The sequence below is a fragment of the Flavobacterium sp. SLB02 genome (assembly GCF_009664855.1).
Classification (GTDB): Bacteria; Bacteroidota; Bacteroidia; order Flavobacteriales; family Flavobacteriaceae; genus Flavobacterium.
Genome location: NZ_CP045928.1, coordinates 861,357 through 879,513 on the forward strand (window position 1 = coordinate 861,357; position 18,157 = coordinate 879,513).

13 protein-coding genes and 1 tRNA gene are annotated in these 18,157 nt (G+C 31.3%); all 14 read right to left on the bottom strand.

Translation table 11 applies throughout. The features are described from left to right. Position 1 precedes the first annotated feature (1 nt). The 14 genes from GIY83_RS03720 to GIY83_RS03785 all read right to left on the bottom strand — a co-directional run bounded on the left by GIY83_RS03720 (position 2) and on the right by GIY83_RS03785 (position 18,033). A complete protein-coding gene (locus tag GIY83_RS03720; protein ID WP_208684814.1) occupies positions 2-982 on the bottom strand; it encodes a CBASS oligonucleotide cyclase in 981 nt (326 codons plus the stop codon). A 109-nt stretch (positions 983-1,091) separates the two neighbouring features. Then, entirely contained in the window at positions 1,092-4,580 is a 3,489-nt protein-coding gene (locus GIY83_RS03725) for a DEAD/DEAH box helicase family protein (RefSeq protein WP_208684816.1), read from the bottom strand. 12 nt (positions 4,581-4,592) lie between these two features. Continuing rightward, entirely contained in the window at positions 4,593-5,162 is a 570-nt protein-coding gene (locus GIY83_RS03730) for a hypothetical protein (protein WP_208684818.1), read from the bottom strand. Continuing rightward, positions 5,141-6,367 carry an MBL fold metallo-hydrolase gene (locus GIY83_RS03735; protein ID WP_208684820.1) on the bottom strand — a complete coding sequence of 409 codons (1,227 nt, stop codon included), beginning with the start codon at positions 6,365-6,367 and terminating at the stop codon, positions 5,141-5,143. Before GIY83_RS03735 ends, GIY83_RS03730 begins: the two co-directional genes overlap by 22 nt. After that, positions 6,364-8,421 carry a DUF262 domain-containing protein gene (locus tag GIY83_RS03740; protein WP_208684823.1) on the bottom strand — a complete coding sequence of 686 codons (2,058 nt, stop codon included), beginning with the start codon at positions 8,419-8,421 and terminating at the stop codon, positions 6,364-6,366. Before GIY83_RS03740 ends, GIY83_RS03735 begins: the two co-directional genes overlap by 4 nt. Positions 8,422-8,461: 40 nt before the next feature. Then, the gene (locus GIY83_RS03745; protein WP_208684825.1) at positions 8,462-8,701 is read right to left on the bottom strand and encodes a hypothetical protein; all 240 of its coding nucleotides are present in this window, start codon (positions 8,699-8,701) and stop codon (positions 8,462-8,464) included. Positions 8,702-8,720: 19 nt separating this feature from the next. Beyond that, positions 8,721-9,932: a restriction endonuclease subunit S gene (locus tag GIY83_RS03750; protein WP_208684827.1), complete on the bottom strand. Its 1,212-nt coding sequence runs from the start codon at positions 9,930-9,932 to the stop codon at positions 8,721-8,723. Positions 9,933-9,935: 3 nt separating this feature from the next. Then, on the bottom strand, positions 9,936-11,591 hold the full coding sequence (locus GIY83_RS03755; protein WP_208684829.1) for a class I SAM-dependent DNA methyltransferase: 1,656 nt from the start codon (positions 11,589-11,591) through the stop codon (positions 9,936-9,938). A gap of 56 nt (positions 11,592-11,647) precedes the next feature. Then, complete coding sequence (locus tag GIY83_RS03760) at positions 11,648-12,571, bottom strand: hypothetical protein (RefSeq protein ID WP_208684831.1); 924 nt, start codon at positions 12,569-12,571, stop codon at positions 11,648-11,650. After that, positions 12,568-15,036 (bottom strand): N-6 DNA methylase, encoded by a 2,469-nt coding sequence (locus tag GIY83_RS03765; RefSeq protein ID WP_208684833.1) that lies wholly within the window; start codon positions 15,034-15,036, stop codon positions 12,568-12,570. The genes GIY83_RS03760 and GIY83_RS03765 overlap by 4 nt, the downstream gene beginning before the upstream one ends. Before the next feature lie 59 nt (positions 15,037-15,095). Then, positions 15,096-16,097 (bottom strand): YafY family protein, encoded by a 1,002-nt coding sequence (locus tag GIY83_RS03770; RefSeq protein WP_208684835.1) that lies wholly within the window; start codon positions 16,095-16,097, stop codon positions 15,096-15,098. 318 nt (positions 16,098-16,415) lie between these two features. After that, positions 16,416-16,982 (bottom strand): site-specific integrase, encoded by a 567-nt coding sequence (locus GIY83_RS03775; RefSeq protein WP_208687091.1) that lies wholly within the window; start codon positions 16,980-16,982, stop codon positions 16,416-16,418. Positions 16,983-17,055: 73 nt separating this feature from the next. Beyond that, a complete protein-coding gene (locus tag GIY83_RS03780; protein WP_208684837.1) occupies positions 17,056-17,613 on the bottom strand; it encodes an Arm DNA-binding domain-containing protein in 558 nt (185 codons plus the stop codon). 335 nt (positions 17,614-17,948) lie between these two features. After that, positions 17,949-18,033: transfer RNA gene (locus GIY83_RS03785), tRNA-Ser, on the bottom strand. Positions 18,034-18,157: the final 124 nt, after the last annotated feature.

Here is an 18,157-nt window from a genome sequence, read left to right on the forward strand (position 1 = left end):
ATTATTTGATATTAAAAGTTGGACCAAAAACTGTTTTCCATTCTTCAATTGTGCTTCCTTCAGTTTTAATAGATTGAGCATAATTCAATGCATCAAAAGCTTTTTCGGCTTCGTCAATAATTTCATTCCATTTGGACTGATCTATTTTCTTAGCCGCATTATTTTCATTATTAGTATCATCAGAAATGTAAATTGGAGATGAATAAGAGGGAACTGAATTAATGGCATGGTTAAATTTTATGACTGGGAAATTAGGGGCACTCACAAATTGAAAAAATCGTATAATAGCTTCTTCTATATTTGTTTGTGTTCCTTGCTTCTCATCTAAGTAAGCAACAATTAATTCAATCGAAAATGAAGAAATTCCTCCTTCGTAATCGGTAGGTTTTAATTCTTTATAATTTTTCCACTGCTTCAGCATTCTTACAATCGCTGTATAGCTGGGATTATCTTGACGTTTTTTTAGAGAAAAATCTAAATGATTTTCTACACTGGTAATGTATTTACCACCACCGCCTCTTTGTGGTTGCCAAACGTATCTTTGAGGTGCTACAATAGGAACAACAGGTACGATATCTACTTCAAGTCCTGATCCTGAAAAACGGATGGTAATGGATTTTGTATTTCCTTTCGCATCAACATCTCGATTAATATCTTTTTGAGGATAGATTTCTTTAAGATATTTCACGATATAATCGTGCAGTTTTTCCAGATCGTTTTGGATATTATCATCTCCGCCAACAAAAAGTACTAGGTCAATATCTATAGGGTTATCACCGGAAGCTTTTAGAATAGTTCTTTTTTTCCATGAACCTGCCAAAAGAAATTTAGTTACTTTAAGGCCTGTGCTTTGGTCATTTTTGATTTTGTTTTCGAGTTTCTCTTTGAGATTATTGACTTGATCTCGATACTTCTGCATGTCTTCACTTTGCAGCTTGATTTTGTCAACGAAGAAGTGCAGTTGATTGTTTTCTAAATTCATCTTTATAGTATTAATAATTAACACTACAAAGATTAAGAGTTACTGTGCATTACAAGTGCATAGTAAAAATAAAATGCAATTTTGATTAAAATCGCAAGAAAATAAACGGTTAATTACCTTTTAGGTTATTATTGAATTCTTTTACAATAGTGAAGATATTATCAGCCTGTTCCTCATTAAAAATACCGTCAATTCCTAAGCTATGGTAATTTTTAAAAGGCGAGTCATATAATTTTTCAAGATCAATTTTTCCGTTATTTGTGAGGAATAATTTAATGGTATTCAAAAATTGGATTTGTACGGAGGATAATTGATATTTATTGATGAATTCGGCAAAAGCATTATCAACTTTATCAGAAGACAGACCTATTAAGCTTACAATAAAATCAACTAAATTTAATGAGTTACCTATTTCTTTTTCAACCTGTTCTTTTTTAATTTTGTTTGAAAAAAGAAGAGTCTCTAATGATTTTAATTCTTCTTCAGTAATTAATTCACCATTTTGTATCCTACTTATGGTAATGTTGTTTTTATTTTGTCTAATAATTTCCTCTAAACGGTGTATATTATTATGGAATGGATTGCCATATTGTTCGACATTTTCCTCGCCAAAAGCTGTTATTACAATTTCATTTTCAAGAATGGAATCCTCAAAATTTGTTGTAACATATTTTTGATCAACAGGATCAATGTATTTTATCAGTTCGCGGATACCAGTACGAATTTTTTCTAAATGATTTAGGCCATTATTCTTCCAGAAATCTTCATTTAGGGGAAGCTTTACAAGTTCTTCGTTATGTTTTATTTCTGGTATTGTAGTTTTTTTTAGTAACTTCTTTGAGATGATGGCTACTTTTGTAATTGGAATATTTAATTTGGCTAAAAACTCTTGTGTATTTGGTGTTTCGATACGTTTTAGCATTAATGTGTAGATTATTTTATCATAAAAACGAGCTAAATCTGAATCATCTTTTGTAGGTCGTACTAAAGGAGCGAGTATGTCTAAAATGGTTTTACAATCTCTTTTATCTAGATGATTCCAAACTTCCCTATTTGAGAAGTCTATTACCGTTTCTATTTTCATTTTTACATCGAAACGGTCCTTATTTAATTCAATAATTGAATTGTGTAGTTCGTTAAGTAATTGTACACTGTAGTCTTGTAATTTTTTATCTTCTTTGAAACTATTTTCTTTAAGATACAATGCAAGCTGTAATTTTAAACCAAAAACTATTTCTGTTAAACTCTTTTGAGAACCAGTTTCTATCCCATTAGGGTTTTCTTTGAAAAATTCAAAATTACTATACAAATCAAAAATAAGAAAGTTTTCTTTGTCTTGATCTTCACCAAATAAGTTGGGACGTAAACGGGAACCTCTTCCAATCATTTGCCAAAATTTGGCATACGATTTTACCGGTTTGTAGAACATTAAGTTTACGCAACTAGGAACATCAATTCCAGTATCCATCATGTCAACTGAAATGGCTATTTGTGGTAATCTTTCTTTTTCTTCGTCACAAAAACGTTGAATAAACTCTTCTGCTTTTGGTTCCCCGTGCGTAATTACTTTTACATAATCATTTCCAAAAAGCTCTGGGTCCAATTCTAAAAACATATCTTTTAAGAATTGAGCATGTTTTTTATTTCTGGCAAATATTATGGTCTTCCCAATTTCATCACCTCCTCTTTTTTTAATTCCCTTCTCTAAAAGGTATTGTAATGTTTTAAGAGCCGTATCTTTATTAAATAGCCAATCATTAAGTTCACTGGAGGGTATAATTTCTTGACCTGTAGCTTTTTCGCCATCTAAAATTTCATCTTCAAATTCTTCTTTTTCTTCTTCTGTAAGTTCGTCATAATGTATCCCACCTCTTAAAAATTTAGTTGGGACATCAATTGAATGATAAGGAACTAAATGTTTATTAGCCACAGCTTCTTCAAACGTATAAGCATCAGTAGGTGTTTTATCCGCTAATCCGAATATGGAATAAGTGTTTTTGTCTATGCTGTTTTTAGGAGTTGCAGTTAGACCTAAAAAGAGTGCATCAAAATAATCGAAAATAGCTTGGTATTTTTTATAAATAGAACGGTGGGCTTCATCAATTATAATCAAATCAAAATGCCCTACACCATAAAACCGCTTGTCTTTTTCTTTAGAGCCATCAATTAAACCCATCATGGTAGGATAGGTTGAAAATGCAATACGAGCTTCAATATTGTCTTTTTCTTTCAATAAGTTGACACAAGAGTGTTCTGGCATTAATTTTACAAAGTTATTCTTAGCTTGGCTTACTAAACTTTTTCTATCTGCTAAAAATAATATCCTTTTTGCCCAATTAGCTTCTAATAACAATTTCGATAAAGCAATACTAATTCTAGTTTTACCAGTACCCGTTGCTAGTACTAACAAAGCTGCTCTGTGGGTTCCAATGAGTTGGCCGTTCGTTTTATTATTTCCAGCAAAATGTTCTGCAGCAGATTTTATAGCTCTCAGTTGATATGCCCTATCAGTAATTGTTTTATCAATAGGATTCGTTCTAATGTCTTCACGGTTTGTTCTGCGGAACATTATTGTTTGTAGTTCTCTTTTTGTATAAAAACCATGAACTAATCTTGATTTTTTATAAAATTGATCATCCCATAAATAGGTTTCAAAACCATTTGTATAATACATTACCGGACGACGACCATACATTTCCTCAAGCGATTCTGCATATAGTTGTGCCTGATTTTCGCCTTTACTAGCATTTTCCATGGTTTTTTTTGCCTCCACCAAAGCTAGTGGCAAACCATCATCGTCCCAAAGGACATAATCAATATAGCCTATTTCTGAAACATTTGTTGAAGCTGGCATATAATGTACTTTGAACTCTTTGTCTTTACTGACTGATAAATCCCAGCCAGCCTCACGGAGGGAGACATCGATGAAGTATTTACGAGTTTCATATTCGTTTCGAGGATGATTTATTGTGTCAGCTGTATTAGCTTCTTTTTTATTAACCTCAATTTGGGATTGTAATGCTTCTAGCTGTTTTTTAAATAGTTCGTTTTCCTTGGCTAATTCAATATTTTTTTCGGCAGCTTCTTCTAATTTAGATTTGAATTTTTTTAAATCAACCTCATATTTATCTTGTACTTTTTTAAGGTCTTTTTTTGAAAGTGCTTCCTGTCCTTCTATAGGAATTAGCGTCCAATCAAATGTTGGGATAATACCTAAATTGTTTTTTGTATAAGACTTTGCAAACCATCTAGAAAAGTAAAACAAATGCTCAATTACTTTTTCAGCATCTGTTTTAGTAACTGGTTTGTTGTGAATGGCTAAATTTCCTGCTTTACGAATTAAATCAATTTCATTGTATAATTTGTGCGGAAATTGCTCTTGAAATTCTCTTTGTTTCATTAAAGAGTTTAGAGTTGTGTCGTGAGGGAGCGCTAGTTCCTCATCGTTTGTAAACATCCAATTTATAGCTAGCTCTAATGCCATTCGTGCATAAGTTAATGAAGTTCGTGGATCTGTAAATACCCATTGTTCTGCTTTTACACTTCGTTCGTGAAATGCAGTCCATTCTTCTGCTAGAAATTGAAAGTTTGTATCCATAAAGCTAATATACTAATGTGTTCTGAAACTATTCCATTTTGTTTTGAATTTTCCTGCTAAAAGGACTTCTAAAAAGTATAGATCATAATCGTTTTGTATGGCAACTAAAACTACTTTATAATTTTGAATAAACGATTTGGCTGGTAACATATCTTCATCAGTTATTGTGGCTCTGTCTGTTTTTTTACCTTCAATTTTCCATCGATGTCTTGTTTTTAAATAGGCAAGGGTACATTCATTGTGTTTTTTGCCCCAAGCATGTTGTCTTAATCTTCTATAGACACTACGACTGATACCAACATACACAGGAATAACACTACCGTCTATTTCTTCGCCGAAAATGTATAATCCTTTGAATTCACTTGATTCATTTGCTTTATAACCTAATTCATCAAACAATTTTTTATTCCTTGTTACTTTACCATTTATGAAATTATATAAGTCACCCACTTTTTTACAGCTTGAACTAGTTAATTGCGTCAATATTTGTTTAGCTACCTCATCTCCATAAATGAGTAAATCAGCTATATTTTCTGGATAAGATTCATTTTTACTTATCATTATCTTAGTAGCAATAGGCATTTATAATTTAAAATGTCTGTTTGGGTATTTGCAAATATTCTACCTCTCAATTTGTTGTTTTCTATCACATCTACTATATTTTGGTGAGGATGTTTATGTGTATTTCCTAAGCCAAAATTAATTACCCACCAATTTACATTTTTATAGGTACTAATTACATTTGGTTCTAGATAATGATTCGCTCCATGGTGGGGTACTTGAAAAATACCAATATTTCTAATATATTGAATGTCTATCCATTTTGACTGTATTTGATTTAAGCAATCTTGATTGAATCTTATATCACCAGTCAATAAAGTTCCAATTGGTTTTCTTAAAGACCAATATGGAAATGCGCTAAAATGCATTCTATGGTTTCTAAATGGTCTGGATAAACCTCCATGATAAATGACTAAACTAGTATCATTGATTAATTGACCATAACCAAAATTTTGAGAGTAAATGGTATTAAAATTGGATTCAAAAGTAGTAGGATGAGATTTTATATAAGTTGCAATGTTGTCAAAATTAACACTAGGAGTACCCAAAATTCTACCTAAATCAGAATGGAAATTATTTAATGTTGCTAAATCTCTATGCTTATTGAAAAACTTGAACTCCCAAAAAGCAACGATTGAAAATCTGCCTAAATCGTAATAATGAGAAACTTTCGGGTTTTGTTCTTTAATATTGTTGTTTGGGACTAATTGATTTGAAATTTCAAAATCAAAATCATCTGACAAAAAACTATCGAAATCAGGATCTTTTAGATCTGGTTCATTGTTATCGTTTGAATCCTTTTCATCTGTTGGATGAATAAAGATTACTTGCTCAACCTTTCTTTCCAATAAGAAGTTTATAGGGTCTTGAATGAATGAGAGAGTATCTCCACCTCTAACAGATAGATTGACATCTGTGTAAGCAAGTATCAACTCATCAAGATTTAAATAGGGAAGGACTGCTAATTTTGCTCCGCCAGTTTGATTTAACAAATCACTTATTTTATTGATATGATCGTCATGCAAATGTGATATAAATAGAATATCAATTTTTTTATTTGAAGTTTCACTAACGAAATTAATTATTTCTTGGTCAATATATTGTCTTGAAGAATGTGTACCGCAATCATAAACGAAAGAAAATTGATTTCCGTTTTGGTGTTTAAATATACCTGTGTAAAAAGCGCCTTGGCCTACAGCTCTAAATTTGAAATCAATGTTTATCATTCTTTAATTTTTTCACTAGTATTTATTAATTCAGCTATTTTAAAATCTTTCCAAAATTTTTCATAGATATTTATCATTCGAGAAGTTATAGCTCGAAAATGATTTTGTACTTCATCATCCCAAATTCTTTTCTCTAAATTCTGCCAATACTGCCAATCCTCCTTTATAAATGAATAATCTCTTATTTCTGCAAGTGAAAGCCGTTCTCTAGGAGAAGCTGAATTGCTTTCACTTCTATTCTGTTCTAGCGACATCGCACGGAAATTTCCATTGGTATTATTCCAATCTCTAATACTTCTATTACAGTACTCTTTACGGTAAACCCATTCACTTGGATATATATGATCCCAATCCCAAGGAACATTGGTGTCATCCATATCATCCATTTGATTATAGTCACCAAAAGCGGCATTGATGTATTCTCTTTGTGCCAACAAAATTAGCTGTCTGTTGTGTTGAATTCTGCCTATGAATTTATAGAAATATTCATTCGCAGTTGGAAAATCATAATTTTGCCCTTTTACCTCATTGAAGTACTTCATTATTTCTGTACCAATGCCATCTTCCAAAAGGCCCCATCTATCTTTATCTTCACTGATGAACCTATTTTCTACTTTGGGGTGTAAATAATACACTCTTAGTAAATCAGGTTTAATCAAAAAGTGGATGCCGAATTTATCATCCCACCAGATTAATTCATTGAGTGGTTCTTCCCAGAAGTTTTTATTGTTAATTTTTTCATTCCACAAGCGTGGAATATCAGCAAAATCAAACCAAGCAAATGAGAATAATTTACCCGCCATTTTAAGTTTAATCTGGTCGGTTAATTCAATTTTATTAATGTGTAACCAATACACAAAGAATAAAAATAAATCTTGATTTCTCTTGATAAACTGTTTAATAATGACGGGTGGAACTTTGCCATCAAACAAGAAATTATCTTCGCAGGATAGAATGGAAATTGCTTGTGCAAACAATGATTTTAATTCTTGTTTTTGAATTTGATTTTTTAAACCTTCTTTAAAATCATCGTTTTTTATCCTACGTTGAAAATCTCGGACATTTATTTTCTTTATGAATTTATTACCTTCTAATTCAGAAGCTGCTAAACGAGAAGCTAATGAAAGTACCTGTGTAGGTGCAATAAAGTCTAAGCCAATGTTTTCCATTAAGTTCTTGGCTTCTGGGAAAATTGCTTTGTAAATTGAATAAATTAAATCATCACCATTTAAGGTTGTTCCTGATGAATTTATTCTAACAAATAGAGTAGGGTTTTCCGTTTCGTTTTCTTCCTGTAGAACCCGATCATCAATAATATTTGATTTGATTTTTAATTCGGAAAGTTGCTTTAGATTCTCAAAAATACCATCCAGTTCCGCTTTTAATTCTGTTTTAAGTAAAGAAACAAATTCATTTTTGTCCGCAAAACCACCTCTTAAGGTAGAAAAGTAATCTGGTAAATTTTCTTCTACTTTTGCTATTATGTCATCACTATTTCTTGATTCAATTATAAAAGCTAACGGTATTGGATATGAAGAATCAAACGGAAATGTCGTTGTATTTTTAAATGAGGTATAGCCACCTTTATTGTTGGGGTGTTGTTGGAATAAATCTAAGGCTTTGCGTCTTTCTGATACGGTTAACTTTGTGTCATTATTTTTTGCCTGATACCCCCAAGGATGTGAGCGTGTTGTTAATCGGAATAAATATTTACTTGTATCCGGTTTTACCTCTGGTTTGATATCCAGCCAAACGACAGGTAATTCTCCTTTTATCGCCCATGCTTTAGTAGCATCATTTGCATTGTAAGGATTAAAATGTCCTAAAAATATAGATGTTGCTCTTTGCTGGCCATCCATTAAATGCAATTTATTGCTTATTTTTGAAAACAAAAATGAACCTATGGGATATCCTCTTAAAATGGAATCCCATAAGTCCTCAATTTGTTTTGGTTTCCATACGAAGCCCCGTTGAATTGAAGGTAATTCTACTATGGACTTATCTGGGTCTAATTGCCAATTAGCTATTTCTTTTAATGTATATGTATCTTTCAATATTTTTTAATTTAAAAATTAAAATCTAGAGATGCTTCTATTAAATTTCAATTATCTCAACTATGTCTTCAGAAAAATATGGTTGCATTACTGTTAAGGGACCTGAAAACAAACCAATTCTACTTCCTATAATTCTTCCGCCTATTATTATTTCGGGGAGAACGTTACCATTTGAAAGTGTACCTATTATTGTACTACCATCAATCAAGGTTAATTGAACTTCAGTTCCTTCGCTTAAATTTTGCAAAATAAATTGATCTTGCATTTCTTCATGTGTCATATTTAGTATTGTTAATTATTTACACTAATTCTCCTCTAAACGCCTTTTGCAGTAAGCAATTGAGCAAATCTTCACTTTCTTTCAATTCTTTTTTCGCTAATACTTTTTGCTTTTCAATTAAAGTAATTTTCTCAGCAAATTCATTTTGTAAAGTAAGAGGAGGAACTGGTAATACTAATTTTTTCATTGAACCTACATTAAAATGCTTTTGAATACCCCCAACAGATTTACCAAGAATTAGTAATTTACCTCTTTCCGAATTTAAAAAATAAATAAAAAACTTGGAATTCATTATATTTATATCAGGTCGAATTATAATTAAATCTATACAATTTACACCATTTAAGCTTTCAGGAATTATTGCAGCTGTTCCCGTATTACCTGTTCTTACAACTACAATATCTCCAGTTTTTAGAATTGATTTTTTTAAAACTGATAAATGAGCTTCTTTAGAAAGTTGTACAATATTTGTTAAATCAATATGATTTTTTTTAATATTTAAAGAACGTAATGCTAATATGCCATTGTCAACATAATATGAAGCAGGTTTTATTACAATTCCAACGCTAATTTTTTTACATAGGTTTTCACCGATTTCTGTATTCCAACCTTTTTCATTTCTAACTGGATCTCCAAACATTGTTAAAAATATAGATTGTTCTAGTAAATCATATTCTTTTATCAATTGCTCTGTTTTATTTCTTAAAGACGCTGCATTATCTAAAATATTAGCAATTTTTTTTTGGATTTCTATTGGTGGAAGTGGGATTTTAAGTGATAAGATTTCATTCTTACCTATATTAATTTGCAACCCACCGCCAGCAAACATTCTGTAGTAATTTTTATGTATTGGATGATTTAAAATATATCTCAGATAAGTTTTATCAGCTTTCAGATTATCTCTAATCACTAATTTACCAACACGTTGATTTAATAACCAATTTTTTCCATTTGTTTCTACAATAGTTGGAACACCTAAAATTTTTGGATCAGTAGCTAAATCTGTCATAGCAATTACTAAATCACCATCACTAAGTAAATATTGTGAATATTTCTCTTTAAAATTATCAGGTAAAAAACGTTGGTTATACTCACTGTCAAATGATCCACCTGGTCTAATGTTACTCATCCTTAAACTTACAGTTTTTGAATACTCAACATAATCTTCCGATTTAAAAGCAAAACCATTTTTTAAATCACAGACTATTCTCAATTCTTTTAATTCAATCATAATTTAGTAAAAATTGAGTTTAGTAAATAATGTCTTTCTGTCTTTATCTAAATCAGAAATCCTATTCAATATTACTTTAGGTTCATCATATTTCACTTCCTCGTATACAATTTCTTTATAACGGTTAATCGATAAGTCCCATTCGTTTTCTTTGATTTCTTTAAACGGTACTAAGAAACTTTGAGAGGTTCTATTGCTATAATCATGCATTAGCGTTTCATCCATAAAATGACTAAAACCTAAATTTTCTGGCACATCGCTAACTTGTAATAATTCACCGTTTTTACCGTGCATTTTTTTAAAATAATCACTTTTGTAATAGCAGTAGTGGTCGAGTATTTGTGGTAAATTGAATTTATCGTGTAATTTTTGCTTGGCTTCTAAATCCATGTTTTCCAATGCATTTCCAAATGAAAAAGTTGTAAATAAATCTTCATCAACCAAAAGGTTTCTTTTGTCATCTAATGATTTTCCATCGGCTAACATGTCGTAAAACAAAACATTATCAGTTCCACCTGTTCCTGTTTTGGTAAAAATAATAATAGCTGTACTTACCCCTGCATAGGGTTTGAAAACACCACTAGGCATTGAGATTACGGCTTCTAGTTTGTTATTACCTATGATTTCTTCTCGGATACTTTTATATGCTTTTCCACTGCCAAATAATACACCATCTGGCACAATAACTGCTGCACGTCCCCCTGTTTTTAATTGACGTAGCATTAAGGCTAAGAACAATAATTCTGTTTTAGTGGTATCGGTTACATTTTTTAATCCTGGTGCAATACTTTCTTTATCGATTGTTCCTTTAAATGGGGGGTTTGCCAATATTAAAGTATAAGCATCAGCAACTTTATTGTCTTTGGAAACTGCATCAACGTCGATAATATTTGGTTCTTCGATGCCGTGTAAATACAAGTTCATAGAAGAAATGCGTAGCATAGTAGCATCGAACTCTGTACCGTTAAACATCTTTTTGTTGATGTGATCAGCATATTTGTCTAGTTTGGTCACCTCATTGTGTTTATCAATGTACTCTTTAGCCGCAACTAAAAACCCTGCCGTTCCTACTGAAGGATCACAAATGGTATCTTCTAGTGTAGGTTGCATTAGTTCAACCATCAGTTTAATGATGTGTCTTGGTGTACGAAATTGCCCAGCTGTTCCACCACCTTCTAATTTTGAGAGTAAGTATTCGTATATATCTCCTTTGGTATCTTGATTAGACATGTCGATATTTTCTAACTTCTCAATTACTTGATCGAGTACAGAAGCTTTAGAAATTCCGAATGTCGCCCCTTTCATGTGTACGCTAAACAAGCTTTTTTCTTTACCTAAGTTCCTAATAAATGGAAAAATACCACTGACTGTATTTGTAAAAATATCATGTCTCGCAGAAACATCCATTTCTTTTAGATTTTTCCAACGGAAATTTTGTTGATTTACTTCGTCTTTTTCTCCTTTAAATGGAGCAAAAATAGGGGTGTATTTGAATCCGCGTAGGGCTTTACGCTCGTTGCGTATTTCAGTTTCGTCTAAGTCTTTTATAAAAATGAGGTAGGTTAGTTGTTCTACAATGGTCATTGTAGTTGGAACTCCACCGCTATGGAATATATTCCAGATTTGGTCTATTTTTGATTTTAAATCTCCTGTAATCATTGGGTATTGTTGATTGTAAAATTAATGGGATATTATTTAGTAGTATTCCTTTGAGTTTAAATATAATTGGGATAATTTGTCTTAACAAAGCCCGGAAACCATTCTAATATTTCCATCAGTAAAAAAGTATTTGAGAGAAAGGGAAGTTTCAATATTGCTTCTTCTGATAAATGAGAATATTCACTGGTAGATTCTTTTAGTTTTCTGAATGCAGATTTAATACTTTGAGGAACAGCTTTATTTAGCTTATGCCCATTAACATCCCTGTCTTCCATGAAACGTGTGCACCATTCAAGATTGGGTTTATTATTTCTTGTATTATCAAAAAAGCTATTGTGCAAACAAGGTATGGGAGCGTTTAAAGTTTTATATATTGCTTCTAATAGGTCACGTTGTACATTTAAGTTTTTCTTTGCGTAGTCTTCATTTTCTAAAGCAGTGATAATCTCTATTAAGATTGGCTCATAAGATTTGTCAATTATATTTAAATCAAAAGGTGAAAAAGCTTCAGGATTCGTCACTTTTATTTTTCGTATTGGATTAAGATCGGATGCCGTTTTTATTTCGTTCATCAGTTCAATAAAGTCTTCATCCCTGTTTTTGTCAAAAACCTTTCCATTTGCAAAAGTTTTATCTTTAAGGACTTCAAGTAAATCATTTTTATCTTTCACGAAAGAAGGCTGCCCCGAATAGATAAACCAAGGTAAAATTATACTTTTCGCCTTTAGTTCGTTTAATACTTTTGCAACTTCACCAAATGCTGTTTGGTCTATATCAGTTCCTTTTTGCCCTTTTTCTTTAAAAAACAGACCGTCCAAAATAATAGCGTCATAATCTTTGTAATTATGTCTTAATTCAGGAATACCTTCTTTCGAATTGGAATAACCAATTAGCTTTATATTTTCTATAATAGCTTTCTCTTTATCGATTTCAAATTCTTCATGTTGGTCATCGAACCATAACACTTTGTATATTCTCATAATGCAGGGATTATTGGAAATGTTAATTCCATAGTAGTTACAAACTCACTTTCTATACCTTCTGGCCCAGTTTCATCCGTGAAACTAAATTTGCCTTTGTGAATTTTCATTCCTTCATTTACAAACCAAACTCCAATGCCACTACCTGAATTTATTCCAGATGAACTACCTTTCCTCGTGATTGAATTAAAAGTTATGTTTTCCGGAAGAGGTTTTCCTGTATTGCTGAAATCGATCTGAACAGTAAAGTCTTTAAAATCATATAATAATACAATCTGGATTTTGTTTTCAAATCCATTATTTATGCCTTTAGGAAATGCATGTTTCTCAGCATTTTCAATAATATTATCAAATATTTTTCTCAATAAATCTCGATCTCCTTGGATATATATACTTATTAAACCATCTTCTTTAATTGCATTTTCATCTAAATCAAGTGTAACAGAATAAAAATTTTTAGATCTAATTTTTAAATCTTCAAAGTATTCTTTCATAAAAATTAATAAGTCAAAAGATTCTATGTTTAAATCCATAAGTTCTATTTTGTCTCCCACTTGATTTACAGATTTTGTTATTGAATTTAAGTCTCGTTCAACTATATCTAAATATGTTTTTAATGTAGAATCTAGAGCTTTATTATTTTTCAGGTTGTAAAGTTCAGGAAATTCAGGTTCTACTTTTTCCTCAAGTATTTTTTGAATAATTTTATAAGCACCTCTAACGTTTTTGAGAGTGCCAGCAATTTGATGTCTTAAAAAGCTATTTTCGTCATTTACATTAATTTCTAGTTCCTTATAAACAGTTTTAAATTCTTGATCTCTTGTTGAAAGATATTTTCCAGCTTGATCAAAATACTTTTCATTTTGTTTTTCTAAAGTTGGCAATTCAATTTTTATATTGAATAAATCCACTTTTCTAATCATTGGGATGACAGTGCCTATTTTGTATCTATCCAACTGTTTGATTACATAATCTGAACTAAGTTCATTTATTAGGTAATTAATATTAACTTGGTTTTCATCAATTTTGATTGCAAATATATCATTAGAAATATATATTGCTTCACCTTGATATTTAAAATAGGTGGGTTTAAGAGTTTTCCATCTAACAGCCACAAGAAGACAATCCTGTTCAATTTTTCTAATATTATTACTCGGAATTTCTTTGGATTCTATTGTGTCTACATCTAAATAAAAGTTTACAATATCTTCCTTTAAATCTTTTATCTTAACAAATTTTGCAATTGTTTCTCTAACACTTCTTGTCCCAGATATGAATTTACTAATTTCTGATAATTTTGCACCCTCAAAATCTTCGTCGATCAAATATCGATTGACTTTTAGATTATAATCGTTTTCTTTAATTTTAAAAAAATCAATGTTTTTGATAAAATCATATTCAATACTTGTTTTTATATAATCTAATAATCTTAAATCATCTAGAATTTTAGCCTTTTTATCCAATGATTTAATTGCGAATTCAGAAGCATCAACAAATTTGATAAATCCCTTATTTATTGGAACTTTTCTAAAAACGATTATACAGACTGGAATTGCAGTATGTTTTAATATACCAGATGGTAGAGAAATTATGGTATCAATAAAATTATTGTTCACCAAATATTCTCTATATTGTTTATTGTTAGTCGTAGAAGTATATAAAAATGATTGAGGTAAAATCAGAATCAATTGCCCTTTTTTAGGGAGTTTTTGTAAACTTTTTTCAATTAAAAACATTTCGACAGATGAATTTGCTCCATTAGTAAAATGTCTTGGTATTTTAATTCCAAAAGGAGGATTGGATACAATTAAATCAAATTCTCCAAAACTCTTCCAATTTTCAATTGAATCTTCTAGTCTATAGTCAAAACTTTCAAGGTTATGAGCCATAAGGCGTAAAGAACCTAATGCCCATGTACGATGATTTATTTCTTGGCCATAATACCTTTGTAAAGGATGTAAAAATGAAGCAAAAGAGGCTAAGCCAGCGAAAGGATTATAAATTGTAGCATTATTGTCTAAGTCTGCTAAATTCATCATTAGTCGACTTATTTCGAATGGTTGAATAAATTCTCCAGAGTTTTTACCCTGAACATTTGAAATCTTATATAAAAGGAAATCAAAAAGCTCAGGGAAAAATTCTCGTAAGTCCTTTTTATTTATTCTAAAAAAAAAGGATACAATATCACTTAATTTTTGTCTGGGAATATATCTGATAATTGAAGTGTAAATTTCTGCAATTTGAAAGTATTTACTATCTCTTTTATAATAATTTATTAGATCGTTGTGTATGTCAATATATTCATCTTGCAAAGTATCAAATAGACCATCTTTATAGCACGATAATAAAAATAAAAGTACATGTAAATCTTCGACAGGAATAGAACTTCTTAAATAATCAAAAATGCGCCATATTTCGTTCGAAATATTTTTTATATGTTCATTGTTGTAATACTCTCTGTTCATAATTGATTTTAAATTCTCTGCAAATGTATATTTATAGTGTGTAATATGTGTGCATAGTATTAATAATTCTTATATTGCTGTGTTATTCTATCTAAAATTTTGGTTACTAAAGATTCTGGTGAGACAATTTTAACTTTTTCTCCAAAGGAAAGAATACGCATTTCTAACTCATAATTAATTACTACTTCAATTTCTACAAGTAGAGAACCGTCAGATTGCAATTTGTTTTTTTGCGTTCCGTGCAATGGTTTAGTTTGTACATATGGAGCCTGTTCTTTATTGAAAAGTAAAGAAACTTTTTCAGGTGATTTAACCGGATCTTTTGAAACACCGATAATCTCATCAAAAAACTCAAACCAATCAGTTTTATCTAAGAAATACTTTTTTCTAGAATTCTCAATTTTATGAATACGATCTAGTGCTAAATTCCATTGTGCCATTTGGTTGAATTCGTTGTAACCAAAAACAAACCAACGATTATTGTATTGTTTTAAAAAATAGGGATGAAAAGTTACAATATATTCTGCCTTATTATAAGGAGCATAAGTAACTTCCAAAACAGTTTTATTTATAATTGCATTAAAAAGAGGAGTTATATACTCGTAACCTTTGTAATCGATATTGGTTTCCAATGAGATTACTTTTTGTTCTTGTTTTTTTAGTCCAAATTTATCATTTAGTAATGGCCCTAATTCATTAACCCATTCAAATTCTGGGCTACCTTCAAAACGCTGTAAAATTGAGATAGCATTTCTTAATTGCTTGGCTTCTGTATCATTCAATGGACTTTTATTAATTGAAAAACTTTTATCACTATACCGATAATAATTTATACCATTTGAACCTTTAATTGTTTCAATAGGGGCTTCATATGCTGATCGCATAAATGCAATATCTTTTCTTAGTGTTCTTATTTGTACTCCTGAACTCTTAGAGTCAAAATCTAATATTGCTTCGTTTACACATTCCAAAAGATCTTCAATACTGTATTCTCTTCCAAAATTTTGAAAGCATTTATCCAGTTTCTTGTATCTAATAATCTGGTGTTTAGTAGTAAACATGTTATAACAATTATAAAATTAATTGGATATACTTAAAAAAAAATAAGCCAAACAATTTGTAAATCTAATCGTTTTACATGAAAAAACCTATCCAAATAATCAACAGGTTTGAATCATTAAGCATTATAGTTTAGGGTTCTATCGTATCTAGGAAAAGTTCTTATTCTTTAAAGATTCAAAAGCATATTAAATGAATAACCCTCAAGGGGGATGTGCTAATAAGAATTGAGTTGGAAGCTAAAGATGCAAAAATATGTCCTTATTTTTTTATAAAACCGCCTTTGCTTTTTAAGGCGGAAAAGGCACTGTTTTCAGAAATTATCTATATTTATCCATTAGTTTTTTCATGTCCATTTTTATGTTTATATCCAGCACCTTGGCATAATGTTGTGTCTGCATAATGTTTACATGCCCCATCATTGAGGAAACGTTTTCTATTCTGATGCCGTTTCCCAAAGTTATTGTTGTGGCAAAAGTATGCCGCGCTGTGTACCATGTTAGTTTTTTTCTGATGCCGCATAATGCTGCAATTTCCTTCAGGTATTCATTCATTTTCTGATTTGATATGGCAGGCAGAAGCGTTGGCTGCAAATGTTTGTACTTATTAATTATTCTGTATGCAGGAGGAAGCAGAGGCACATTTTCATGCATTGAGGTCTTTGTTCTGTTTGCCAGAATCCAGAGATCATTGTTGTTGTCAGAAACAAGATTGTCCTCTCTCAGAGCTGCGGCATCCGCTGGAGCATATCCTGTATAATAGCAGAATATGAAGATATCTCTTGTTTTTACTAATCGCCCTGCCGTAATTTCCTCTGTTTCTATCGTTTTTAATTCTTCAGGAGTCAGATAAACTGCGTCAGTTTCAAATACCTTACCTTCGTACAGTTCAAAGGGGTTTTAGTGATTAAGCCTGATTTGAGGGCATAGTTGAAGGCAGTTTTGTACATGCGCATGTACTTTACCTGATTCCTATATGGCCATTAAAAGTGCTATGGTACCTCAGGAATAATTCCAGATTATTAATAAAATTGCCGCTTATTGATTTCCAGCCGATGTCATTTTTTTGATGTTCTTCCCTTATAAAATTTGACAGCAGGTCTTTAGACCGCTCATATTTGCTTAGGGTTGCACGGGGCCTTTCATCATGGTTAACTTTTCGGCTGAAAAAATCGATATGGAGTTCCAAAATCTTTAAGGCAGTAATTTTGTCCGGCGTTTTGCTGTTAAGTTCATTTTTGAACCCAGCGAGGGAAAAGTCGTCGTCTCTGCGGATCATTTCATTGAATTTTTTCTCAATTGCCAATTGGAAAGCATCCAGGCTTCTGCGGAGCGTTTTTTCTTTTTCCATTCTGAGCACACTTCGCAGCTTTTTTGTAAAGTCCCATCTTTCTTTGCTTATATAATGTCCGGTTGCTATTGTGATGGAATCATGTTCATGCCAGAGGCGTACATAAACCGGAGATTCATTTTTCCAGTTCAGTTTTCCGGGTTTAAGAAAAAAATAAATCTTCAGCATGATCGGATTATTTTCAGTTTGAAAAAAATAAGGATATTAAAGGTCTGAAAATTTTATCAATTTACCTATTTACGATGTTGAAAACGAGCTGAACAATACTTATTTTTTGAAGCAAGATAAGGTAGTTTTTTGTAAAAATAGGGAGACTCATAGGGACACAAAAATACGCCTTATAATTTCAGATTTTGAAAATCTGTAATTGGATAAAAAATAATTTGTCCAGTGTTTACGGGGTTAACAGGGGAGTGAATTATTTTGGATGCAGGGTTCGAAAATAAAAGCTCCGCCCTGAAAATACCGAAACCCCTAGTGTTTACTAGGGGTTTCGTTTTCAGCGGAGAAAGAGGGATTCGAACCCCCGGACCTGTTACAGTCAACAGTTTTCAAGACTGCCGCATTCGACCGCTCTGCCATTTCTCCAGTATGTCGCGATCATTTTGTTATTGCGAGTGCAAATATAAGGGGTTTTTTCGATTGTGGAAATTTTTTTGGAACTATTTACAAAGAAAATAATATAATAAAAAAATAAAACCCTTAATGATCG